Here is a 21,641-nt window from a genome sequence, read left to right as displayed (position 1 = left end):
TAATCCTTCGACCTGTCTAACTTAAGCTAATCTTTAGATATGGCGTTTTTTGTACAGCCCTACAACAAATGAATATTCACAACCATGAGATGGAGAGTCAGGTATGAAGAAGATCATTATGATGGTATTTGCTGCTTCAATGGCGATGGGTACGGGTGCAGCCTTTGCAGAAGATTCAGGCTCTAACAATGGCGCGGCGAATCAGGCGAACGACCCGGGTTCAATCCAGAAAATTGCCCCGAACAATGTTGATAACAGCAAAATCAACACTACTGACCAACCCGTGAATGAAGTGCACAAAGACAAAGCGCACAAAGACACGACCAAGAAACACAGCGAAGCACACAAAAAATCGGTAGATCACAAAAAGGCCATGTGTAAAGACGGCCGCTGCCCAGACCAGGTTCCGGGTACCAACCAATCTAAAGCGACCGGTAACTAAGGTGTTATGACGGAAAGCAAAGATTCCGTCAGTCAATTACCTCGTTAACCGCCCAAAGGGAGCCTCGGCTCCCTTTTTTATCGGCGTTTGCAAGCGATCCGGCTTCGGTTATGCTGAAAGTCCTTTTGGCCACATGCAGTGAACGTATTTTATGCCAGCCTTGCTCCTCGTTGACGATCATCCCTTAGTTCAGGTTGCCCTGGAAGCTGCCCTGCAAAAATCGAATTTTTCATGGCAGATGACCAGCGTCTCGGACGACGTTCAGGCGATGGCGTCTCTGGCGGAGGAGCAATTTGCCCTAGTGGTGCTGGATATTGGCTTGCCGCAGGTGGACGGTTTACAGCTTATGCGCCGCATGCTGCGCCATTATCCCAACCTCACCGTGCTGATTTACACTGCTCAGGAGGAAGAGGTTTACGCCCGCCTGGCCTTTAACGCCGGTGCCTGCGGATTTGTCAGCAAGGGTCAGCCGATGTCGCAGCTTATCGCCGCCATTGACGCGCTGAGTCAGGGCGAGCGCAGTTTCCCCGACTTCATCAACCCTTGCCTGCAAGAAGAGGTGGAAGAGACGCTGGCGCTGACGCCGAAAGAGTTGCAGGTCATCGGATTGCTGGCGCAGGGGCTGTCGAACGTGCAAATTGCCGACATGCTCAACATCAGCAATAAAACCGTCAGCACCCATAAAAATACTATTCTGCGTAAAACCGGCGCCAAGAATCTGTTCGAGCTGGCAGCGGTTTATAAAGAGTTACAGCAGTGAGAAAGGCTCTTCACGGCCTGTGGCTGACTCTGTTCTTGCTGCTGGCTTCTCCCCTTCAGGCTGCGCCGACCACCCTGCATTTAGTGAATAATCTCAGCCTGCCCACCGACGTTTTACTCAACGGGGTTAACAATCCGTGGCGCGGAAAAACGCTGCGCATTGGCATTCTCAGCGACAATACCAGCCCCTATAACATTCTGATCAACAATGATTTTTATGGGCTAAACGCCGACTATCTAAGCTATGTCCAGCAGGCATTAGGTATCACACTGGACCTGCGCGGCTACCCTTCCCTGCCCGCTTTGCAGAGCGCGCTGGCTCAGGGGGAGATCGACCTGTTTTATGGCATCCCGCTAAACGCCCTGCCTTCGGGGATGTGGGCGTCAAAACCTTATTACGTCAGCCCGCTGCGTGTCCTGCGCAACCGGCAAAACGGCCGTCAGGTCATGGTCAATTCCCACGACGCCCAAATCGCCATTAGTAAGATGACCGGCATGCAGGCTTTTGATCGTATTAGAAAATTAACCCCTGACGTCCACCTGTTCGACAACAACCTGCAGGCCATTTACTCCCTGCTTAATGGCAAAAGTGATTACCTGATTGCCGATGAGGCCAGCGCCAGTTTCATTTTGGATCAGCTGCAACTCGGCCAAATCTATCGTATTGAAAGCGCGCTGGATTTTGGCAATCTCTCCTTTGTTTTCGTCAGTAGAAACCCGGCCCTGCTCGAGGTGCTCAACCAGACCATCACCACCACGCCGATGGAGGTGATGAACACCCTGCAAGGCCGCTGGAATAAGCCGATCCCTAGCTATTTAGACGCCGGAAACGCCTCGCTGACGGCGATGGAGCAAGAGTGGGTTCATCAACATCCGCAGGTCACCTATGCCGCGACGGAGAACAATTATCCCTTCGTTTATCGCGGATCCGACGGGCTGCCGCACGGCTACGTGGTGGATATTCTCAACATCATCGCGCAAAACACCGGGCTGAAGTTCGAACCAGTTTGGGGAAGCAACCCGCAGCGCGCCGATGCTCAGGTGCGTCAGGGGCAGGCGCTGTTCCGCGCGGTGCTGCCACTGTCGGCGAATTCACGCGAGAACTACCTCAGCAGCATGCCTTTCCATCGCTCGCTGTGGGGCGTGTATGTCCGCCAAAGCAGCGAAGGTGTCTCCACGTGGCAGAATCTGGCTGGTAAAAAGATTGGCGTCATGCGCGGGGATCTCGCCGCGTCTCTGCTTCCCGCGGACGTCCAGCAAATTGCCTTCGACGATACTCAAACTCTGTATGACGCTCTGGCTAATGGGCAAATCGACGCGCTGATCGATAATATTGTTTCGGCCAACTTCATCTCGCTTTCGCGCTATTCCGGCCAGATAAAGCTGGCTTTCGCCGCCAATAATATCTCCTACCCCATCTCCTTTGGCGTCGACGCGGCCTCTCCGCTGCTGCTGTCAATTTTGGACAAAAGCCTACAGCAGATCCCGCCGCAGACGTTGCAATCGCTGCGCGATGACTGGACCAGCGATCGCCGCAATGTGATTGATGCGGTCAATGACAATCGCATGCCGCCGCAAACGACGTGGCTCCTCGGCCTGCTTGCCAGCGTCGTGGCGGTGCTGCTGGTGATCCTCGCGCGCCGCCAGTGGCTACAGCGCCGCGAGCAGCGTAAAGAGCAACAGGAAAGGCAGATGATTGAACTGGCGCGCCAGCAGGCGGAGGAGGCAAACCGCAGCAAGAGCCAATTCCTCGCCACGCTGAGCCACGAACTGCGCACGCCGATGCACGCCATTCTCGGCCTGCTCGAACTGGAACTTCAGCGCCAGCCCGCCACCAGCGAAAATCTGCCGGTGATTTACAGCTCCGCGTCGTCGCTGATGAACCTGCTGAATGACCTTCAGGACCACGCCCGCCTCGACAGCGGCATTCTGACGCTGGCACCCAAGCCGATGTCGCCTACTGAGTGGATTGCCCAGCTCAGCCGCCTTTATCCGCCGCTAATGGGTAAGAAACCGGTCGATTTTCAGGTCATCGCCCTCTCCTCTCTGCCCGCAAGATGGATCATTGATCCCGACCGATTGATGCAGGTGATGAATAACCTGATTGGCAATGCGATCAAATTTACGGCGGAAGGGGAAATCCGGGTTGAGGTGCGCTGGCAGCAGGGTGAGCTGGATATTCGCGTGCTGGATACCGGGTGCGGCATTGATCCCGACGAGGCCGAACTGCTTTTCCATCCCTATTACCGCGCCAAAGGTGCCCAGCGCTTCTCGGTTCAGGGCAGCGGGCTGGGCCTGTCGGTGTGCAAAGAGATTGTCGATAAGATGTCCGGCAAGATTGAACTGCTCTCGCGTGCGGATGCGGGAACTGAGGTGCGGGTGATGCTTCCGGCGGCAGAAACCCACGAGCCAATTCTCGCCCCGCCGCCAGCGCCTTCGGCTCCCAGCCTGAGCCAGCTTCGCGTGGCGGTGATTGATGACCACCCGACCAATCTGCTACTGATGCAGCGCCAGCTCTCGGCATTGGGCATCACCGCGACCCTGTTTGATGATGGCCGTGCGCTGTTGCGGTCGCACGTCGAGCGCCCATTTGAACTGCTGTTTATTGACTACAACATGCCCCGCCCCGACGGCGTGCTGCTGACCAAGTTGATCCGACGCCGCGAGCGCCAGCATCCACAGCTTGCTGCCAGCCAAATCGTGCTCTGCTCGGCGGATGTGCAGGAGTTCACCCGCCTGCCGCTGCAACAGCTTAAAGTCCCGCACTGCCTGACCAAGCCGATTTTACTGGAGGATATCCGCCAACTGCTTCCCAGCAATAGCTCGCTATTTCAAGATATTGGCGAGCGTTTGGCCCTGACGGGCGATCACGAACCGAGGCTAATTGAGAAGTTGCGCGAGACGCTGCTTCACACCCTGCGGGTCGACCAGCAGCGCGCGGCTCAGGCTTACGCCGTGGAAGATAGGGAAACTCTGAAAGATGCGGCCCATAGAATGAAGGGCAGCCTGCTGATTCTGGGCTATTCGCAGCCCGCAGAGGCATTTCAGGCGGTGATCAACGCCTGCCAGCAAGGCAAGACTGCGCCCGAAGCCTATACTACAATGCATCAACTGTTGCAGGATTTGCTTCAGCAGCTTGATAGACAAGTCAATCCGGCTGCTGAAAACCGGCAAATCATTACTTAAGGAAAGCTATGTCATTTTTACCTCAGGATAAAAATAGCCGTCGGTTATTGTTAGCCTTTTTGGTTACCGTCGTTTTCATGGTTGTCGAAGTTATTGGCGGGCTGATCTCCGGCTCGCTGGCCCTGATCGCCGATGCTGGGCATATGCTCACCGACGCCGCGGCCCTGCTCATTGCACTCTTGGCCGTGCATTTCGCGAAACGCAAACCGAGCGCCAGCCACACTTTCGGCTATCTGCGTCTGACCACCATGGCGGCCTTCGTCAACGCTGCCGCCCTGCTGGTTATCGTCATCCTGATAGTGTGGGAGGCCATCGTCCGCTTCGCCAACCCACAGCCCGTGATGGGCGGCACCATGCTGGCGATTGGTATTGCCGGCCTGATTGCCAATCTGTTCTCATTCTGGTTACTGCACCAGGGCGAGGAGAAAGCCAATATTAACGTGCGCGCCGCGGCGCTCCACGTGCTGGGTGATCTGCTCGGATCGATTGGTGCCGTGGCGGCAGCCATTATCATCATGAAAACCGGCTGGACGCCTATTGACCCGATTCTGTCGGTTCTGGTTTCCTGTCTGGTGCTAAGCAATGCGTGGCGCTTGATGAAGGAGAGTTTCCACGAACTGCTGGAAGGCACGCCGCAGGAAATTGATATTGAGAAACTGCGCAAAGACTTGTCGGTCACTATTCCCGAAGTGCGCAGCGTTCATCACGTTCACGTCTGGCAAATCGGCGAGAAACGCCTGATGACGCTGCACGTGCAGGTTGTGCCACCTCACGACCACGACGCGCTGTTAGGCCGGATTCAGGCTTACTTGCTGGATAAATATCGTATCGGCCACGCCACGATTCAGATGGAATATGGTACCTGCAGCACGCCAGACTGTGTGATCAGCGACAGCGTTGCAGATGACGGCCATAGCCATCTTGGTCACAGCCACGCGCATCACCATCATTAATCCCACCTTAAACGCCAAGAGCCTCCCACTGGGAGGCTCTTGAGTAAATCGTATTAACTTACTGTTTAAACGCGCTGTAGCGGCTTAGAGCCATTCTGAGCGGCGCTCTTAATCCATAGCCAAGAACCGTTCAGCGCAATCAGCGTTAACAGCACATATTCCAGCGCCATGGCATACACGCCCTGATAAGCGAAAATCGCCACGCTAATCACATCAATGACCACCCATACCAGCCAGTTCTCCACATATTTGCGGGTCATCAGCAGCATGGCAATAATCGACAACACCATCATTGACGAGTCCCAGAACGGGAAGGCGTCGGGTTGTAGCTCAGGCATATGCACATTCAGCCCCAGCCCTTGCATCAGGTTGACGGCGACCAGACTGAGTGCCGCAAATACTCGGTCGATGTTGAACGTCATAAACAGAATGCCAATCACACAGACCGCGCCCCACACCAGCGCTTTACCACGGGGAAGCCAGCGAATTTGCAGCTTGGCCTGTTTATCCTCTGTCTGACGGCTCCACGCGTACCAGCCATAGATGTTTGCCGCGAAGAAGAATATCTGCAGTAGCAGGCTGGCATAAAGCTGGATCTGGAAGAAGATCACCGCGAACAGCGTGACGTTTATCAGGCCGAACGGGTAGTTAATGATTTTCTCTTTGCTGGCAAACCAGATGCACAACAGACCAAACAGCGTGCCGATAGCTTCAATCCACGACAGGTCATAGCCGCCTTTACCGAGCGGGATATGAACCAGAATATTGCTGGTGCTGAAAAAATCCATCGCGATTCCCTTCTGTAGCTTTCGTTAATGAAAATGTTTAAGCGTTACCCTGCACTCGCAGCTTAAGCTGCGCGGCGAAGTCCAGCATGCGGTTCAGTGGAATCAATGACTTCACGCGAAGGGCTTCATCCACTTCAATCGCGTGCTGGGCACCGCCCAACTCTAACCCTTCGGCAATGGCTTTCAGGCCGTTCATTGCCATCCACGGGCAATGCGCGCAGGTTCTGCAACTTGCCCCTTCACCGGCGGTTGGCGCTTCGAACAACTCTTTATCCGGCACCGCCTGCTGCATTTTGTAAAAAATACCGCGATCGGTGGCCACAATGAGTTTTTTGTTAGGCAAGCTCTTGGCCGCCTGAATCAGCTGGCTGGTAGAACCCACGGCATCGGCCATATCCACAATCGCCTGCGGAGACTCAGGATGCACCAGCACCGCCGCGTCAGGGTACAGCGCCTTCATGCGCGACAATGCCTGCGTCTTGAACTCGTCATGCACAATACATGCGCCCTGCCAGCACAGCACGTCGGCCCCCGTCTGCTTGCGCACATAGTTACCGAGGTGGCGGTCAGGAGCCCAGATGATTTTCTCACCCAGACTGTCGAGATGCTCGATTAACTCCACCGCGATACTGGAGGTTACCACCCAGTCTGCACGGGCTTTTACTGCCGCCGAGGTATTGGCGTAAACCACCACGGTGCGATCCGGATGGCTGTCGCAAAAATCAGAAAACGCCTGCTCAGGGCAGCCAAGATCTAAAGAACACTCGGCATTCAGAGTTGGCATCAACACGGTTTTCTCTGGGCTGAGGATTTTCGCCGTCTCGCCCATAAAGCGCACGCCTGCGACCAGCAGAGTTGAAGCCGGATGATGGCTGCCGAAGCGCGCCATCTCCAGCGAGTCGGCCACACAGCCGCCCGTCTCCTCAGCTAGCTGCTGAATCTCAGGATCAGTGTAGTAGTGCGCAACCATTACGGCATTACGCTGCTTCAGCAGAGTTTTAATCTTGGCTTTATAGAAGGCTTTTTCATCCTGGCTTAACGGCACAGGCTTCGGGGGAAATGGATACACCGCGGCGTTCAGATCTAAAGTCTCGCTCATCGCTCATCATCTCTTGTCGTCAGGGGCTCAGTCTGACAAAGGCACCAATAATGGGATAAAACACCCATTTGTTTTGTATGCTAAACAAAATAGCGCAGATATAGAAAAAAGTCGCTTGGATTTTGTGCTTTAAGATAAAAGTGTTTAAGGGACTTAAAAAAGGTGACGAGATTGGAGGTTTAGGAGGGCTAGAAACGAAAAAAAACGCCTTGAGGCGTTTTAGTCTGCTTCTTAGGAAGCGAAATTTTACTTTTCCCACTTAAAGTGGTGGGCCGTGCTGGATTGATTCGTTCTTCGACCTCACCCTGCGGGCAGCGCGTTCGCGTTGTCGTCTCGCTTCGCTCGGCTCGAACCAGTGGTTCTCATCCTGCACTGCTTTACTCTGAGTCCCACTTAGAAAGTGGTGGGCCGTGCTGGATTCGAACCAGCGACCAATTGATTAAAAGTCAACTGCTCTACCAACTGAGCTAACGGCCCGCGGTATGTCGCGATACTTCTTACTGCTGCGCAATTCGTTGAAAACGAATCACTCCCTATGCTGCCACTTATCTAAAGTGGTGGGCCGTGCTGGATTGATTCGCTCTGCGAGCTCACCCTACGGGCAACGCGTTCGCGTTGTCGTCTCGCTTCGCTCGGCTCGAACCAGTGGTTCTCATCCTGCACTGCTTCACTACGAGTTCCACTTTAAAAGTGGTGGGCCGTGCTGGATTCGAACCAGCGACCAATTGATTAAAAGTCAACTGCTCTACCAACTGAGCTAACGGCCCGCGCTGTGTTGCGGTACTACAAATATCTATCGAGCGACTAAGAAGTGGTGGGCCGTGCTGGATTCGAACCAGCGACCAATTGATTAAAAGTCAACTGCTCTACCAACTGAGCTAACGGCCCACGGTCTACTTCTTAATACTCAACGTTAAATCACTTAAGGTTTAGTGGTGGGCCGTGCTGGATTGATTCGCTCTGCGAGCTCACCCTACGGGCAACGCTATTGCGTTGTCGTCTCGCTTCGCTCGGCTCGAACCAAAGGTTCTCATCCTGCACTGCTTTACTCTGAGTTCCACTTCGAAAGTGGTGGGCCGTGCTGGATTCGAACCAGCGACCAATTGATTAAAAGTCAACTGCTCTACCAACTGAGCTAACGGCCCGCTCAAACACTAAATCTCTCGATGCTTTAACGCGTTACAGTTGCCTAGGCAACGGCGGCATATATTACTTATATAACTTTTCAGTGCAACGTTTAATTGAAGAAAAAACTCTGACTGCTTGTTCTTCACGCATTCAAGCCCAGAAAACCATCGAAATGGATGTTTTCTGGGCCTGAATAACGAATTACTGTGAAGACAAGCGTTTTTGAGCTTGTTTGGCCGCATCGGTATTTGGGTACTGTTTTACGACCTGCGAGAAGACAGCCTTGGCTTTATCAGCCTGCCCTTTCTCTTGCATGATCACCCCAACCTTATACATCGCGTCCGAACTTTTTGGAGATTTTGGATAGCTTTTAACCACCACGGCGTAGAAATAAGCCGCGTCATCTTTCTTACCTTTGTTGTAATACAACTGACCTAACCAATAGTTGGCGTTAGGCAGGTAAGTCGATTTCGGGTATTGCTTGATGAACGCCTGGAAAGCTGAAATAGCCTGATCGTACTGTTTCTTTTCCAGGGCAAGTGCAACGGCAGCATTGTAGTCAGTGTTTTCATCACCCGTGCTCGCAGGAGCCTGCGTAGGGGCAGGAGTGGATGAATCAGTGGCTGCGCCGGCAGCAGCTCCAGCAGCAGCGCCTGAGGCGGCAGCATTCGCATTACCTGAACCCTGGCTGCTAAGACTGTCCATCTGCTGATAAATTTGCTTTTGGCGATCAACAATCTGGCTTAACTGATATTGGTTTTCCTGAATTTGACCACGGAGAGAATCAATATCACGTTGGGAGTCAGAGAGTTGTTGCTGAAGTTGAGTTAATAGTTGGCTGTGAGCGTTAGAAATACGCTCCAGAGAGGTGACTCGATCGTCTATCGAGCCTGAGCCGACATTACTGATTGGCGCTTGGGCAGTAGCGGCCCATGGGACCGCTACGCCAACCAGTAACGACAGACCCAACAAGTGATGTCTGAAGTTACTGCTCATGCGACTCTCTTAGTATACCAGTACGGCACGACGGTTTTTAGCGTAAGCCGCTTCGTCGTGGCCCAGTACAGCTGGCTTCTCTTTACCGTAAGAAACGATAGAGATCTGGTCAGCAGAAACGCCTTTGCCTTGCAGGTACATTTTAACTGCAGTAGCACGACGCTCACCCAGAGCGATGTTGTATTCCGGAGTACCACGTTCATCCGCATGACCTTCAACAGTCACTTTGTATGAAGGGTTGCTGCGCAGGAATGCAGCATGCGCATCCAGCATTTGAGCGAAGTCAGAAGCGATATCGTACTTGTCCAGACCGAAGTAAACGATATTGTTCTTTTGCAGCTCTTGCATCTGCAGACGCGCTTGCTCTTCAGAAGACATGTTGCCGCTCTCTGCACCAGTGCCAGCGCCAGCGCCCATACCAGATTGGCCATTGTCTGCGCTTTTGTGAGAACTACACGCGGCGATTGCCAGTACAGGCACAGCCAGCAGCAGCCCTTTAAGCACTTTGTTCAGTTGCATCTCGTTGATCCTTTTATAATTTTTGCCATACATAGTTTATATGCATCACAGGTACGGCGACCAGGCAGGGAATTTTACCTGTCCATCAGTTGCCGGAAGACGCGCTTTGAAACGCCCATCAGTCGAGACCAACTGCAACACGGAACCCAGACCTTGAGAGGCGCTGTAAATCACCATGGTGCCATTTGGGGCGATACTAGGCGTTTCATCCAGGAACGTGTCCGTCAATGTTTGAACGGCTCCCGTTACTAGATCTTGTTTAGCGATGTGCTGCGAGCCATTGTTGCTGCTCACCATAACCAGGAACTTACCATCCGAGCTGATATCAGAGTCCTGATTCTGAGAACCTTCCCAGGTCAGACGCTGAGGCGCACCGCCATTAATACCGACTTTATAAAGCTGTGGACGACCGCCCTGATCCGAGGTGAAAGCCAGAGTCTGGCTGTCTGGGAACCAGGTTGGTTCGGTGTTGTTGCTACGTCCATCAGTAACTTGGGTAATTTGACCCGAGCCAAGATTCATTACATAAACGTTCAGACTGCCGCCTTTAGACAAGGCAAAGGCCAGTTTGCTGCCGTCTGGAGAGAACGCTGGAGCACCGTTGTGACGCGGGAATGATGCGATCTGTTTGATTGCGCCATTAGCCAGAGTCTGTACAACCAGAGCAGAACGCCCACTTTCGAATGTTACGTAAGCCAGTTTGCTACCGTCTGGAGACCAAGCCGGAGACATCAAAGGCTCTGGTGAACGGTGAACCACGAACTGGTTGTAGCCATCGTAGTCAGCAACGCGTAATTCGTACGGGAATTTACCGCCGTTGGTCTGCACGATGTAAGCAATACGAGTACGGAAAGCACCCTTAATGCCGGTTAATTTTTCAAACACTTCGTCACTGGCGGTGTGTGCGGAATAACGCAGCCACTGCTTAGTGATTTGGTACTGGTTTTGTGCCAGAACAGTACCTGGTGAACCAGAGGTATCAACCAGCTGATAAGAAACCAAATACTTGCCGTCAGCACTTGGCTGAACCTGACCAACCACTACGGCATCAATACCCAGCGCCGTCCAGGCAGCAGGGGTGACTTCTGATGCGCTTGTCGGTTGTTGAGGCATGCGTGATGCATCAATTGGATTAAATTTACCGCTGTTACGTAAGTCAGCAGCAACAATAGCACCGATATCTTCCGGTGGATTACCAGGACCAGCCCATTTAAAAGGCACCACGCCAATTGGGCGCGCGGTGTCGACCCCTTGGGTAATTTCAATGCGAACTTCTGCGTGTAACACAGACGCCCACAGTATCAAAAGGCCAAACGCTACTCGAAATGCCTGCTTCATTGTATCTCCCTTATCTGGACCGATCTGCCCGCGATAAATTAGCAGAATTTTAACAAACCAACGCACACAAAACTATAAGTTGACCACATTTACCTTCGTAATAATCCGAAAAACGATAACTTTCGACTATTACTATGGTTTGAAGTCCAATGGCGCATTTTTAAATACTTCGTAAACAGCTTGTGACGGTGGTTTCGGGAATTTGGCCTGTCGAGCTGCTGCAAGAGCCGCCTGACAAAGTGCCGGATCGCCGCCTTCCGCTTTCACATCAATTAACAATCCATCTGGCGCCATTTTCACCCGCAGAGTACAGGTTTTGCCTGCATACGAGGAAGCATCATAGAACCGGCTTTCGATAGCTGCCTTAATCTGACTGCCATAGTTAGCGATATCTGCACCAGAAGCACCGGCCGCCTTATTCTTGCCCTGCCCTGCTGGCGCGCTGGCTCCCCCACCACCTTTCGGCGCGTTTTTAGAGTTAGCCAAACCACCAAACAGGTCATCAACAGACTCAGACTCTTTCGCCGCAGCGGCGGCGGCAGCTTTCTTGTCAGCAGCCGCTTTTTTAGCAGCAGCGGCAGCTTCGGCTTTCTTCTCAGCGGCGGCATCAGCTTTCGCTTTTGCCGCAGCATCGGCCTTAGCCTGAGCAGCGGCCTCTGCTTTTTCTTTCGCTTCTGCGGCTGCGGCGGCTTTTGCCTCAGCAGCAGCTTGTTTCTTCGCGTCAGCTTCGGCCTGTTTTTTGGCGTCTGCTTCAGCTTGCTTCTTAGCAGCTGCCGCAGTGGCAGCGGCTTCGGCTTCAGCCTGTTTCTTCGCTTCAGCGGCGGCTTTCTTCTGTGCGTCAGCCTGAGCTTTGGCGACTTTGTCAGCTTCGGCTTTCGCTTTGGCAGCGGCATCAGCCTGTTGCTTCGCGGCTTCGGCTTTCGCCTTGGCTGCGGCATCTGCGGCGGCCTTCTGCGCCTGCTCCTGAGCTTCTTTCTGTTGCTCGGCAGCAGCTTGCTTTTGTTGCTCAGCAGCCTGTTTTTGCTGCTCTTTGGCATCTTCCTGCGCCTGCTTAGCATCTTCCTGTGCTTGCAAACGCTCTTTCTCTAATTCTTTCAGTCGCTGCTGCTCTGCTGCCTGCTTTTGCTGAAGTTCTTCAGCCTGCTGCTCGGACTTTTTCTGACGGGATTGTGCAGCACGTTGAGCATCGGCTTGTTGCTGCTGCTGGCGATTGTACTGATCAACCACCGCGCTTGGATCAACCATAACGGCTGAGATATCACTCCCGCCGCCACCGCCACTCATGCTGGTATCTTCGTCCAGCGATCCCCAGATAAGCAGGGCAATTATGATGATATGCAGAACGACCGAAACAATAACGGCGCGTTTGAGCTTATCGTTTTGTTCAGTTGCAGTTGCCTTTACCAAAATAGATTTCCCAACACAGGATTGCCAAAAACCCGGATTTCTTCTGCACCAGTTATCGCTTTGCAGACAACTGTTTTATCAGGCCAAGAAAAGCCGGGTTTCCAATAAGTGTTACAAATTACCTATCGTTAAATAGGCTGTGTCATAAGTCCGACAGATTTCACACCTGCCTGATGGAGCATGTTCAGCGCCTTGATGATTTCATCATAAGGAACATCTTTTGCACCGCCGATCAGGAAGACTGTCTTCGGATTGGCTTGGATACGGCTGGTTGCTTCCGCAATAACCTGCTGTTCCGGCAACTGCTCCATACGCTGATGATCCACCACGATGGTGTATTGACCAACACCGGAAACTTCAACAATGACCGGCGGGTTATCATCAGTAGATACCGTTTTAGAATCTGTCGCATCAGGAAGATCAACTTCCACGCTTTGCGTGATGATTGGCGCTGTAGCCATAAATATCAGCAGCAGTACCAACAGCACGTCGAGCAGCGGAACAATGTTAATCTCTGACTTTAATTCGCGACGATGGCGACCACGTACTCGAGCCATGCTATCCCCCTTTAGTTACTGCTTGTTTCGCGAGAGAAAGCCTGACGGTGCAGGATAGCCGTAAATTCTTCCATAAAGTTGTCGTAGTTTTGCTCGAGCTTGTTCACGCGCTGGTTCAATCGGTTGTAAGCCATAACTGCTGGAATTGCAGCGAAAAGACCGATTGCTGTCGCGATCAAGGCTTCGGCGATACCCGGCGCAACCATCTGTAAGGTGGCCTGCTTAACAGAACCCAAACCGATGAACGCATGCATGATCCCCCAAACAGTACCGAACAGACCAATGTATGGGCTGATAGAACCAACGGTGCCGAGGAAAGGAATGTGGGTTTCGAGGGTTTCCATTTCACGGTTGAAGGAGATACGCATGGCGCGAGAGGAGCCGTCGATGACCGACTCTGGCGCATGGCTGTTTGCACGGTGCAAACGAGCGAACTCTTTGAAACCTGAATGGAAAATTTGTTCTGCGCCAGTGAGAGTCTCACGACGGCCCTGGCTTTCCTGGTAAAGGCGTGAAAGCTCGATACCGGACCAGAATTTATCTTCAAACGCTTCTGCCTCACGCGTAGCAGCATTCAACACTTTGGTGCGCTGAATGATGATTGCCCAAGACGCGACAGAGAAGCACACCAGAATAAGCATGATCAGCTTAACCAGGATGCTGGCCTTTAAAAATAAATCAAGAATGTTCATGTCAGTCACTGCTTAAACTCCGCGACAAAAGACTTAGGAAGCGCTCTTGGCTTCTTTTGGTGTGGATCGATACATGCAATCAACACTTCTACAGTACTCAGAAGGTTGCCACGTGCATCAAGAATTCGTTGTGCAAAGGTAAGTGAGGCCCCCCGAATAGACGTTATCTCACTTTGGACATCCAGCAAGTCGTCGAGACAAGCAGGAGCCAAGTATTCGACCGTCATGCGGCGGACAGCAAAAGCGACGTGTTCATCCAACAACTGTTGCTGGTGAATATTGCGTTGGCGCAACATTTCTGTGCGAGCCCTTTCATAAAAGGCGATGTACTGGGCGTGATAGACCACCCCACCAGCGTCTGTGTCTTCGTAATAAACACGGACCGGCCATCGGAACAACGAATTACTCACTCTACATCCCGTAATGCAATTTGACGGGCCTACTATACGCAAGAGATTTCTTGATGGGAATGGGTTGCAAGTCAGGAACGAAAATAATTATGGGCCTGAATGGCCCATAGGAAAAGTAGTGTAAATATCTATCAATATTAGATAAACAAACTAGCTAAAAAAGTAAACCAGCCCCGCCAGCAGAATAATCATCGCCGGGAGTGGTGAAAAGAACGCTTTCCATACAGAGCGATGGGGACGGAATCCAAAGCCGTGAATTAGGCCTGTGCAAACGGCCCAAATCAGAATGATCCCATGCCAGACTTCCAACTGACTGGTGGAAGAAGCGAATTCACCCGGTTGCCAAAATACGCATCCAGCTAATACGAGCGCCATCACTAATGAAAGGGCCCGCAAGGGGCCCTTGTCAGTCACGGCATAAACTCTATCCGCGAGCGCGCTCATTATTCGCGCTCTTTCGCCGCAGCGGCTTTATTCTCTTCACTGTGCTCGAAAGCCAGTGCAGTAATAATGCCGAATGAGCACGCTAACAGAGTCCCGAGGATCCACGCAAAATACCACATAGTGTTATCTCCCGTTCAGTTGAACGATTAATACAAAGAGTGTTTGTTGTTTTCGATGTAAGTTTTGTCGAGACGACCAAACATCTTGTAATACGCCCAACTGGTGTAGATCAGAATGATCGGCACGAAGATACAGGCCACCACGGTCATCACTTTCAAGGTCAGCAATGTCGAGGTTGCATCCCACATGGTCAGGCTGGCGTCAGGGTTAGTGATCGACGGCATGACGAACGGGAACATGGTGATCCCAGCAGTCAAAATAACGCAAGCGATGGTCAGTGAGTTACTGACGAAAGCCAGTGCGCCTTTATTAATGCGTGAGAACAGGATGGTGAACAGTGGCAAGATAACGCCCAGTGCCGGAATAGCCCACAGGCTCGGCATATTGTTGAAGTTCACCAACCATGCACCAGCCTGATGTGCGACGGTTTTATGCAGTGGGTTCGATGGACCTGCGTGATCCAGCGTCGACGTCACCAGATAGCCATCAATCCCTTTCACCAGCCAAACGCCCGCTAACAGGAAGCACACCATCATCACCAAGGCTGAGATCTGCGATGCCGTGCGAGTGCGTAAATGCAGCTCGCCGGTGGTACGCATTTGCAGGTAGGTCGCGCCCTGAGTGATAAGCATGGTCAGGCTCACGATACCCGCCAACAGGCCAAACGGATTCAGCAACTCGAACAGGCTGCCGGTGTAGAACAGGCGCAAGTCATTGTCGATGTGGAATGGCACGCCCAACAGCAGGTTGCCGAACGCCACGCCGAACACCAATGCAGGCACGAAGCTACCGATGAAGATGCCCCAGTCCCACATGCCACGCCAGCGCGCGTTTTCCAGCTTCGAACGGTAGTCGAAACCTAATGGGCGGAAGAACAAGGCGCAGAGCACCAGGATCATCGCACCATAGAAGCCGGAGAATGCGGCGGCATAGACCATTGGCCATGCGGCGAACAGCGCACCACCCGCGGTGATAAGCCAGACTTGGTTGCCGTCCCAGTGCGGAGCAATGGAGTTGATCATCACGCGGCGGTCAGTGTCGGTTTTGCCAATGATGCGCAGCAAGATGCCCACGCCCATGTCGAAACCGTCGGTTACGGCGAAGCCAATGAACAGCACGCCGATCAATGCCCACCAGATGAATCGTAATACTTCATAATCAAACATAGCTAGACTCCCTATTACCGAGCTTGTTCAAGCGGTGCTGAAGGTTGTTCAAAGTGGTAGCGGCCGGTTTTCAGGCTACTTGGCCCCAAACGGGCGAATTTGAACATCAGGAACATCTCAGCGATAAGGAACAAGGTGTACAGACCGCAAATCAGCCCCATCGACATCAACACGTCAGCGCGAGTCAGCGAAGAGTTAGCGATAGCCGTCGGTAAGACTTCACCGATAGCCCAAGGCTGGCGGCCATATTCGGCAACAAACCACCCTGCTTCGACGGCGATCCATGGCAGCGGTAAGCCCCACAGCGCCGCGCGGTGCAGCCAACGCTTCTGACCAATCTTGCCGCGAAGTACCATGAAGAACGACAGACCGATAATCGCCAGCATCAGGAAGCCACAGGCCACCATAATACGGAAAGCGAAGTACAGCGGCAGAACGCGAGGAATGGAGTCTTTGGTCGCCTGCTGGATTTGCGCTTCAGTGGCATCCGCCACGTTCGGCGTATAGCGTTTCAGTAGTAAACCGTAGCCGAGATCCTGCTTGGTTTTCTCGAAGTCGCTACGCACGGTTGGGTCAGTATTGCCTGAGCGCAACTCTTCCAGCAGCGTGTACGCCTTCATACCATTGCGAATACGCACTTCATGCTGCGCCATCAGGTCTTTCAGACCCGTCACTGGCGTATCCACGGAGCGCGTGGCAATCAGGCCAAGCAGGTAAGGAATTTGGATGGAGTATTCGTTTTCCATCTTGTCCTGATTTGGCAAGCCAATCAGCGTGAAGTTGGCCGGTGCAGGTTGGGTGTCCCACTCTGCTTCGATAGCCGCCAGCTTGGTTTTCTGCACGTCACCCATTTCGTAACCGGATTCATCACCCAGCACGATAACGGAGAGCGTGGCAGCGAGACCGAAGCTTGCTGCGATGGCGAATGAACGCTTAGCGAAGCCTACGTCACGACCTTTCAACAGGTAGTAAGAGCTAATAGCCAGAATGAACATCGCGCCGGTGACATAGCCTGCCGCCACGGTGTGAACGAATTTAACCTGTGCAACCGGGTTTAAGACCAGCTCGGAGAAGCTGACCATTTCCATACGCATGGTTTCGTAGTTGAAGTCCGAGGCAATCGGGTTTTGCATCCAGCCGTTGGCAACCAGGATCCAGAGTGCGGATAAGTTCGAGCCGAGCGCGACAAACCAGGTTACCGTCATGTGCTGGACTTTCGATAAACGGTCCCAGCCGAAGAAGAATAACCCGACTAACGTGGATTCAAGGAAGAACGCCATTAAACCTTCGATGGCCAGCGGGGCCCCAAAGATATCACCGACGTAATGTGAGAAATATGACCAGTTGGTTCCGAACTGGAATTCCATGGTCAAACCCGTGGCCACACCCAGAGCAAAGTTAACTGCAAATAACTTGCCCCAGAATTTGGTCATATCTTTATAGATTTGTTTGCCGGAAAGTACATATACCGTTTCCATAATTGCCAGTAAAAACGCCATACCTAGCGTTAATGGGACAAATAAGAAATGGTACATGGCAGTTAAAGCAAACTGTAAACGCGACAGTTCAACGATATCAAACATCTTGACCCCTTGCTCCTCGGAGGAAGACTCCAACTTGCGACTCTCTGACGAACCGATTGCCGGAACGCCTCATGACTTCCAATTTCAAAACCTGCAAAACAAGTAAAACTGTCAAATACGCCACTGATAACAGTAGCGTTTGACGCCCAATCTCACCGCATGCGTAGGCAAAAACTCTGCAAAAAAGGCCGCAGCGCTAAGGGATGTGAAGATTGGAAAAGTTAGCAACCTAGATCTGTTCTTGGGTACTGATGCTACAGGTTGATAATGTTACGCCACTAATCCCACACAATAAATAGGTTTTTGCGTGAGCTAAATCGTATTTCCATTTACAGGTCAATTAATGGCTGAAACATCAGGATCCCCTGATATTGATCTGCAACAATTTAAGCCTATCTGGCTATTTATTTCTATATTGTTCTTAGGCTTTCTACAAAAAATCTTAGACATTGTTAATTATTGGTTTCATTCGGTTTTATTGAAAGCCAATGGGTTAATTATTTGTGAATTTATGGTGAAACAAATATCATTTCCGCCACATTATAAATTCAATTACGCCTATTTATTTTCGAATTAACCCAACGCTTAATTGTTAAAAATAATCATCTAAATGGATAATTGTTAAATATTATAGCAGCAATAAAAAAGGCCACTCGAAAGTGGCCTTAATTTAAATAATAACGCGAAGTTATTTAGTTTGGCAGAACCGCTTTTACTGCGTCGCCGATGTCAGCCAGGCTGCGAACAGTCTTCACGCCAGCGGCTTCCAATGCAGCAAATTTATCGTCAGCAGTACCTTTACCACCGGCAATGATGGCGCCTGCGTGGCCCATGCGTTTGCCTTTAGGTGCCGTCACGCCCGCGATGTAGCCCACAACAGGCTTGGTCACGTGATCTTTGATGTAAGCAGCTGCTTCTTCTTCTGCGTTACCACCGATCTCACCGATCATCACGATAACTTCAGTCTGTGGATCTTCCTGGAACAGTTTCAGGATATCGATGAAGTTAGAGCCTGGGATCGGGTCACCGCCGATACCCACGCAGCTTGACTGGCCGTAGCCATTGTCAGTGGTCTGCTTAACGGCTTCATAAGTCAGGGTACCAGAGCGGGAAACGATACCCACTTTGCCCGGCTTGTGAATGTGACCCGGCATGATGCCGATTTTGCATTCGCCCGGTGTGATAACGCCCGGACAGTTTGGCCCGATCATCACTACGTCAGTTTGCTCAAGCTTAGATTTCACAATCAGCATATCCAGCGTTGGGATACCTTCAGTGATACAAATGATAAGCTTAATACCTGCATCGATAGCTTCCAAGATGGAGTCTTTGCAGAACGGAGCTGGAACATAGATCACAGAAGCCGTAGCGCCTGTAGATTCCACGGCTTCGCGCACAGTGTTGAACACTGGCAGACCCAGATGCTCGGTGCCGCCTTTGCCTGGCGTTACGCCGCCAACCATTTTGGTGCCGTAAGCAACCGCTTGTTCAGAGTGGAAAGTACCCTGGCTGCCGGTGAAGCCTTGGCAGATAACTTTGGTGTTCTTGTTGATTAAAATCGACATTATTTCCCCTCCACTGCCGCGACGACTTGTTGAGCCGCATTGGTCAGGCTGGTCGCTGCAATGATGTTCAAACCGCTGTCCGCCAATTTCTTAGCGCCCAGCTCGGCATTGTTACCTTCAAGACGTACCACGACTGGCACGTTGACGCCCACTTCTGCTACTGCGCCGATGATACCGTCGGCAATCAGGTCACAGCGCACGATGCCGCCGAAGATGTTAACGAATACCGCTTTAACTTTTTCATCAGACAAGATGATTTTGAACGCTTCAGTTACGCGCTCTTTGGTTGCGCCACCGCCTACGTCGAGGAAGTTAGCTGGCTCGCCGCCGTGCAGTTTAACGATGTCCATAGTCCCCATCGCCAGACCCGCGCCGTTAACCATGCAACCGATGTTGCCGTCGAGAGCAACGTAGTTCAGTTCCCACTGCGCAGCCTGAGATTCACGGGCATCTTCTTGGCTGTGGTCGCGCATTTCGCGCAATTCTGGCTGACGGAACAGTGCGTTGCCGTCTGCGCCCAGTTTGCCGTCGAGGCAGATCAGGTCGCCAGCAGTGGTCACAACCAGTGGGTTGATTTCGATCAGCGCCAAGTCGCGCTCAAGGAAGATAGTCGCCAGACCCATGAAGATCTTGGTGAACTGCTGAACTTGCTTACCGGTCAGACCCAGTTTGAACGCCAGTTCACGGCCTTGGTAAGGCTGTGGACCTGCCAGTGGATCCAGAGCAACTTTGTGGATCAAGTGTGGCGTTTCTTCTGCCACTTTCTCGATTTCCACGCCGCCTTCGGTAGAGGCCATGAACACCACGCGACGGGAGCTACGGTCAACCACTGCGCCGAGGTACAGCTCTTTGTCGATGTCAGTCGCTGCTTCAACCAGAATCTGGTTTACCGGCTGACCCTGTGCGTCTGTCTGGTAAGTAACCAGGCGTTTGCCCAGCCAGTTCTCAGCAAAAGCACGGATCTCTTCTTTACTTTTAACCACTTTCACGCCACCCGCTTTACCGCGGCCGCCAGCGTGAACCTGGCATTTAACTACCCACGGGCCAGCACCGATTTTTGATGCTGCTTCTTCCGCTTCGCGCGGAGTGGAACAGGCGAAGCCTGATGGTGCTGGCAGGCCGTAGCGTAGGAACAGCTGTTTCGCCTGATACTCGTGTAAATTCATGATGTTCTATCCATTCAGTAGTAAGGCATCTCTATGGCACGGCGCACCGCGCCATAGACTTTTCGATCTCTTTTCTTGACCCGCTTGGACTAGACGTCCAGCAGCAGACGAGCCGGATCTTCCAGCATTTCTTTGATGGTCACCAGGAAGCCTACTGACTCACGGCCGTCAACCAGACGATGGTCATAGGACAGCGCCAGATACATCATTGGCTGAATAACAACCTGACCATTCACCGCCATTGGGCGATCTTTAATGGCGTGCATGCCAAGGATCGCGCTCTGCGGTGGGTTGATGATTGGTGTAGACATCAGCGAGCCGAATACGCCGCCGTTGGTCACTGTGAAGTTACCGCCGGTCAGTTCTTCTACTTTCAGCTTACCGTCGCGACCTTTGATGGCCAGCTCTTTGATTTGCTTCTCGATGTCAGCCATACCCAGCGTGTCAACGTCGCGTAGCACTGGCGTTACCAGACCGCGTGGAGTTGAAACGGCAATGCTCACGTCGAAGTAGTTGTGGTAAACCACGTCATCGCCATCGATAGAAGCGTTAACTTCTGGGAAGCGTTTCAGTGCTTCAACCACGGCTTTCAGGTAGAAGGACATGAAGCCCAGACGCACGCCGTGACGTTTCTCGAACGCTTCGCCGTACTGCTTACGCATGTCCATGATTGGCTTCATGTTGATTTCGTTGAACGTCGTCAACATGGCGGTGCTGTTTTTCGCTTCCAGCAGACGCTCGGCAACGCGTTTGCGCAGACGAGTCATAGGAACGCGTTTTTCGCTACGCGCGCCGATTGCCGGAGCAGCCGCAGTTTCAGCTTTCGCCGGAGCTGCGTCAGACTTAGCGTCTTTGCCAGACTTAGCCAAGTGCGCTTCGATATCTTCGCGAGTCAGACGACCACCCACACCGCTGCCTTTGATAGCGCTGGCGTCAAGGGAGTGCTCAGCAATCAGGCGGCGAATAGCCGGGCTGAGTGCATCGCTGCTTTCGTCATCCAGTGCCGCAGTGTGGCGCTGTGAAGGCGTGGATTCTTTATCAGACGCTTTCTCTTGGCTTGGTTTGCCAGTGCTGTTGCCCGGACGCAGGCGCGCCAAAATCTGCTTAGAAACCACGGTTGCACCTTCGTCTTCGAGGATGCTGTCCAGAATACCGGCTTCACTTGCCGGTACTTCCAGAACCACTTTGTCAGTTTCGATTTCAACCAGAACTTCATCACGTTCTACACTGTCGCCCGGCTTTTTGTGCCAGGTGGCAACCGTGGCGTCTGCTACGGATTCAGGGAGGTCAGGGACCAAAATATCTACGCTACTCATTCTCAAT

General features: G+C 52.4%; 20 protein-coding genes, 4 tRNA genes and 3 other RNA genes. 4 read left to right on the top strand and 23 right to left on the bottom strand.

Annotated elements, in window-relative coordinates:
* Positions 1 to 103: 103 nt before the first annotated feature.
* From SBO83_RS01550 to zitB, 4 genes are all read left to right on the top strand, one after another.
* On the top strand, positions 104 to 442 hold the full coding sequence (locus tag SBO83_RS01550; protein WP_396130235.1) for a protein YbgS: 339 nt from the start codon (positions 104 to 106) through the stop codon (positions 440 to 442).
* A 151-nt stretch (positions 443 to 593) separates the two neighbouring features.
* Positions 594 to 1,202, top strand: coding sequence for a response regulator (locus SBO83_RS01545; protein ID WP_396130234.1), 609 nt, complete (start codon positions 594 to 596; stop codon positions 1,200 to 1,202).
* The gene (locus SBO83_RS01540; protein WP_396130233.1) at positions 1,199 to 4,387 is read left to right on the top strand and encodes an ATP-binding protein; all 3,189 of its coding nucleotides are present in this window, start codon (positions 1,199 to 1,201) and stop codon (positions 4,385 to 4,387) included. Before SBO83_RS01545 ends, SBO83_RS01540 begins: the two co-directional genes overlap by 4 nt.
* An 8-nt stretch (positions 4,388 to 4,395) precedes the next feature.
* The gene (gene zitB, locus SBO83_RS01535) at positions 4,396 to 5,340 is read left to right on the top strand and encodes a CDF family zinc transporter ZitB (protein ID WP_396130232.1); all 945 of its coding nucleotides are present in this window, start codon (positions 4,396 to 4,398) and stop codon (positions 5,338 to 5,340) included.
* 65 nt (positions 5,341 to 5,405) lie between these two features.
* Here the strand turns inward: zitB and pnuC are convergent, their stop codons facing one another.
* From pnuC to odhB, 23 genes are all read right to left on the bottom strand, one after another.
* The gene (gene pnuC, locus SBO83_RS01530; protein WP_396130231.1) at positions 5,406 to 6,128 is read right to left on the bottom strand and encodes a nicotinamide riboside transporter PnuC; all 723 of its coding nucleotides are present in this window, start codon (positions 6,126 to 6,128) and stop codon (positions 5,406 to 5,408) included.
* A gap of 37 nt (positions 6,129 to 6,165) precedes the next feature.
* Positions 6,166 to 7,227 carry a quinolinate synthase NadA gene (nadA, locus tag SBO83_RS01525; protein WP_396130230.1) on the bottom strand — a complete coding sequence of 354 codons (1,062 nt, stop codon included), beginning with the start codon at positions 7,225 to 7,227 and terminating at the stop codon, positions 6,166 to 6,168.
* Between the two features lie 265 nt (positions 7,228 to 7,492).
* Positions 7,493 to 7,614, bottom strand: a non-coding RNA gene (locus tag SBO83_RS01520) — RtT sRNA.
* 14 nt (positions 7,615 to 7,628) lie between these two features.
* Positions 7,629 to 7,704, bottom strand: a tRNA-Lys gene (locus tag SBO83_RS01515).
* Positions 7,705 to 7,782: 78 nt separating this feature from the next.
* Positions 7,783 to 7,904: non-coding RNA, RtT sRNA (locus tag SBO83_RS01510), on the bottom strand.
* A 14-nt stretch (positions 7,905 to 7,918) separates the two neighbouring features.
* A tRNA-Lys gene (locus tag SBO83_RS01505) sits at positions 7,919 to 7,994 on the bottom strand.
* A gap of 45 nt (positions 7,995 to 8,039) precedes the next feature.
* Positions 8,040 to 8,115, bottom strand: a tRNA-Lys gene (locus SBO83_RS01500).
* 45 nt (positions 8,116 to 8,160) lie between these two features.
* Positions 8,161 to 8,282: non-coding RNA, RtT sRNA (locus tag SBO83_RS01495), on the bottom strand.
* Positions 8,283 to 8,296: 14 nt separating this feature from the next.
* Positions 8,297 to 8,372: transfer RNA gene (locus SBO83_RS01490), tRNA-Lys, on the bottom strand.
* A gap of 184 nt (positions 8,373 to 8,556) precedes the next feature.
* On the bottom strand, positions 8,557 to 9,351 hold the full coding sequence (gene cpoB / locus SBO83_RS01485) for a cell division protein CpoB (RefSeq protein WP_396130229.1): 795 nt from the start codon (positions 9,349 to 9,351) through the stop codon (positions 8,557 to 8,559).
* 9 nt (positions 9,352 to 9,360) lie between these two features.
* A complete protein-coding gene (pal, locus tag SBO83_RS01480; RefSeq protein WP_140470458.1) occupies positions 9,361 to 9,870 on the bottom strand; it encodes a peptidoglycan-associated lipoprotein Pal in 510 nt (169 codons plus the stop codon).
* A 45-nt stretch (positions 9,871 to 9,915) separates the two neighbouring features.
* Positions 9,916 to 11,208 (bottom strand): Tol-Pal system beta propeller repeat protein TolB, encoded by a 1,293-nt coding sequence (gene tolB, locus SBO83_RS01475; RefSeq protein WP_353501371.1) that lies wholly within the window; start codon positions 11,206 to 11,208, stop codon positions 9,916 to 9,918.
* A 132-nt stretch (positions 11,209 to 11,340) separates the two neighbouring features.
* Positions 11,341 to 12,615 carry a cell envelope integrity protein TolA gene (gene tolA, locus SBO83_RS01470; protein WP_353501370.1) on the bottom strand — a complete coding sequence of 425 codons (1,275 nt, stop codon included), beginning with the start codon at positions 12,613 to 12,615 and terminating at the stop codon, positions 11,341 to 11,343.
* A 128-nt stretch (positions 12,616 to 12,743) separates the two neighbouring features.
* Positions 12,744 to 13,172, bottom strand: a complete 429-nt coding sequence (gene tolR, locus SBO83_RS01465) for a colicin uptake protein TolR (protein WP_034788505.1) — start codon at positions 13,170 to 13,172, stop codon at positions 12,744 to 12,746.
* 11 nt (positions 13,173 to 13,183) lie between these two features.
* On the bottom strand, positions 13,184 to 13,873 hold the full coding sequence (tolQ, locus tag SBO83_RS01460; RefSeq protein WP_034788502.1) for a Tol-Pal system protein TolQ: 690 nt from the start codon (positions 13,871 to 13,873) through the stop codon (positions 13,184 to 13,186).
* Complete coding sequence (ybgC, locus tag SBO83_RS01455) at positions 13,870 to 14,274, bottom strand: tol-pal system-associated acyl-CoA thioesterase (protein WP_396130227.1); 405 nt, start codon at positions 14,272 to 14,274, stop codon at positions 13,870 to 13,872. The genes tolQ and ybgC overlap by 4 nt, the downstream gene beginning before the upstream one ends.
* 150 nt (positions 14,275 to 14,424) lie before the next feature.
* Positions 14,425 to 14,718 carry a cyd operon protein YbgE gene (gene ybgE, locus SBO83_RS01450; RefSeq protein WP_353501369.1) on the bottom strand — a complete coding sequence of 98 codons (294 nt, stop codon included), beginning with the start codon at positions 14,716 to 14,718 and terminating at the stop codon, positions 14,425 to 14,427.
* Entirely contained in the window at positions 14,718 to 14,837 is a 120-nt protein-coding gene (gene cydX / locus SBO83_RS01445) for a cytochrome bd-I oxidase subunit CydX (protein ID WP_072009860.1), read from the bottom strand. Before cydX ends, ybgE begins: the two co-directional genes overlap by 1 nt.
* Before the next feature lie 27 nt (positions 14,838 to 14,864).
* Positions 14,865 to 16,004 (bottom strand): cytochrome d ubiquinol oxidase subunit II, encoded by a 1,140-nt coding sequence (gene cydB, locus SBO83_RS01440; RefSeq protein WP_353501368.1) that lies wholly within the window; start codon positions 16,002 to 16,004, stop codon positions 14,865 to 14,867.
* Positions 16,005 to 16,018: 14 nt separating this feature from the next.
* Positions 16,019 to 17,587, bottom strand: coding sequence for a cytochrome ubiquinol oxidase subunit I (gene cydA / locus SBO83_RS01435; protein ID WP_396130226.1), 1,569 nt, complete (start codon positions 17,585 to 17,587; stop codon positions 16,019 to 16,021).
* Positions 17,588 to 18,279: 692 nt separating this feature from the next.
* Positions 18,280 to 19,152, bottom strand: coding sequence for a succinate--CoA ligase subunit alpha (gene sucD, locus SBO83_RS01430; protein WP_396130225.1), 873 nt, complete (start codon positions 19,150 to 19,152; stop codon positions 18,280 to 18,282).
* The gene (gene sucC, locus SBO83_RS01425) at positions 19,152 to 20,318 is read right to left on the bottom strand and encodes an ADP-forming succinate--CoA ligase subunit beta (RefSeq protein WP_034788478.1); all 1,167 of its coding nucleotides are present in this window, start codon (positions 20,316 to 20,318) and stop codon (positions 19,152 to 19,154) included. Before sucC ends, sucD begins: the two co-directional genes overlap by 1 nt.
* Positions 20,319 to 20,407: 89 nt before the next feature.
* Positions 20,408 to 21,634 (bottom strand): 2-oxoglutarate dehydrogenase complex dihydrolipoyllysine-residue succinyltransferase, encoded by a 1,227-nt coding sequence (gene odhB, locus SBO83_RS01420; RefSeq protein ID WP_034788475.1) that lies wholly within the window; start codon positions 21,632 to 21,634, stop codon positions 20,408 to 20,410.
* Positions 21,635 to 21,641 lie beyond the last annotated feature (7 nt).

This window comes from Ewingella allii (assembly GCF_044430645.1).
In the GTDB taxonomy this organism is placed as follows: domain Bacteria; phylum Pseudomonadota; class Gammaproteobacteria; order Enterobacterales; family Enterobacteriaceae; genus Ewingella; species Ewingella allii.
This window is presented reverse-complemented; position numbering and strand designations above follow the sequence as displayed.

What these genes read in the sequence shown, in the direction of transcription:
- SBO83_RS01550 (WP_396130235.1), top strand. Translation starts at nt 104, where the DNA reads ATGAAGAAGATCATTATGATGGTATTTGCTGCTTCAATGGCGATGGGT.
- SBO83_RS01545 (WP_396130234.1), top strand. Translation starts at nt 594, where the DNA reads ATGCCAGCCTTGCTCCTCGTTGACGATCATCCCTTAGTTCAGGTTGCC.
- zitB (WP_396130232.1), top strand. Translation starts at nt 4,396, where the DNA reads ATGTCATTTTTACCTCAGGATAAAAATAGCCGTCGGTTATTGTTAGCC.
- pnuC (WP_396130231.1), bottom strand. Translation starts at nt 6,128, where the DNA reads ATGGATTTTTTCAGCACCAGCAATATTCTGGTTCATATCCCGCTCGGT.
- nadA (WP_396130230.1), bottom strand. Translation starts at nt 7,227, where the DNA reads ATGAGCGAGACTTTAGATCTGAACGCCGCGGTGTATCCATTTCCCCCG.
- cpoB (WP_396130229.1), bottom strand. Translation starts at nt 9,351, where the DNA reads ATGAGCAGTAACTTCAGACATCACTTGTTGGGTCTGTCGTTACTGGTT.
- pal (WP_140470458.1), bottom strand. Translation starts at nt 9,870, where the DNA reads ATGCAACTGAACAAAGTGCTTAAAGGGCTGCTGCTGGCTGTGCCTGTA.
- tolB (WP_353501371.1), bottom strand. Translation starts at nt 11,208, where the DNA reads ATGAAGCAGGCATTTCGAGTAGCGTTTGGCCTTTTGATACTGTGGGCG.
- tolR (WP_034788505.1), bottom strand. Translation starts at nt 13,172, where the DNA reads ATGGCTCGAGTACGTGGTCGCCATCGTCGCGAATTAAAGTCAGAGATT.
- ybgE (WP_353501369.1), bottom strand. Translation starts at nt 14,718, where the DNA reads ATGAGCGCGCTCGCGGATAGAGTTTATGCCGTGACTGACAAGGGCCCC.
- cydX (WP_072009860.1), bottom strand. Translation starts at nt 14,837, where the DNA reads ATGTGGTATTTTGCGTGGATCCTCGGGACTCTGTTAGCGTGCTCATTC.
- cydB (WP_353501368.1), bottom strand. Translation starts at nt 16,004, where the DNA reads ATGTTTGATTATGAAGTATTACGATTCATCTGGTGGGCATTGATCGGC.
- cydA (WP_396130226.1), bottom strand. Translation starts at nt 17,587, where the DNA reads ATGTTTGATATCGTTGAACTGTCGCGTTTACAGTTTGCTTTAACTGCC.
- sucD (WP_396130225.1), bottom strand. Translation starts at nt 19,152, where the DNA reads ATGTCGATTTTAATCAACAAGAACACCAAAGTTATCTGCCAAGGCTTC.
- sucC (WP_034788478.1), bottom strand. Translation starts at nt 20,318, where the DNA reads ATGAATTTACACGAGTATCAGGCGAAACAGCTGTTCCTACGCTACGGC.
- odhB (WP_034788475.1), bottom strand. Translation starts at nt 21,634, where the DNA reads ATGAGTAGCGTAGATATTTTGGTCCCTGACCTCCCTGAATCCGTAGCA.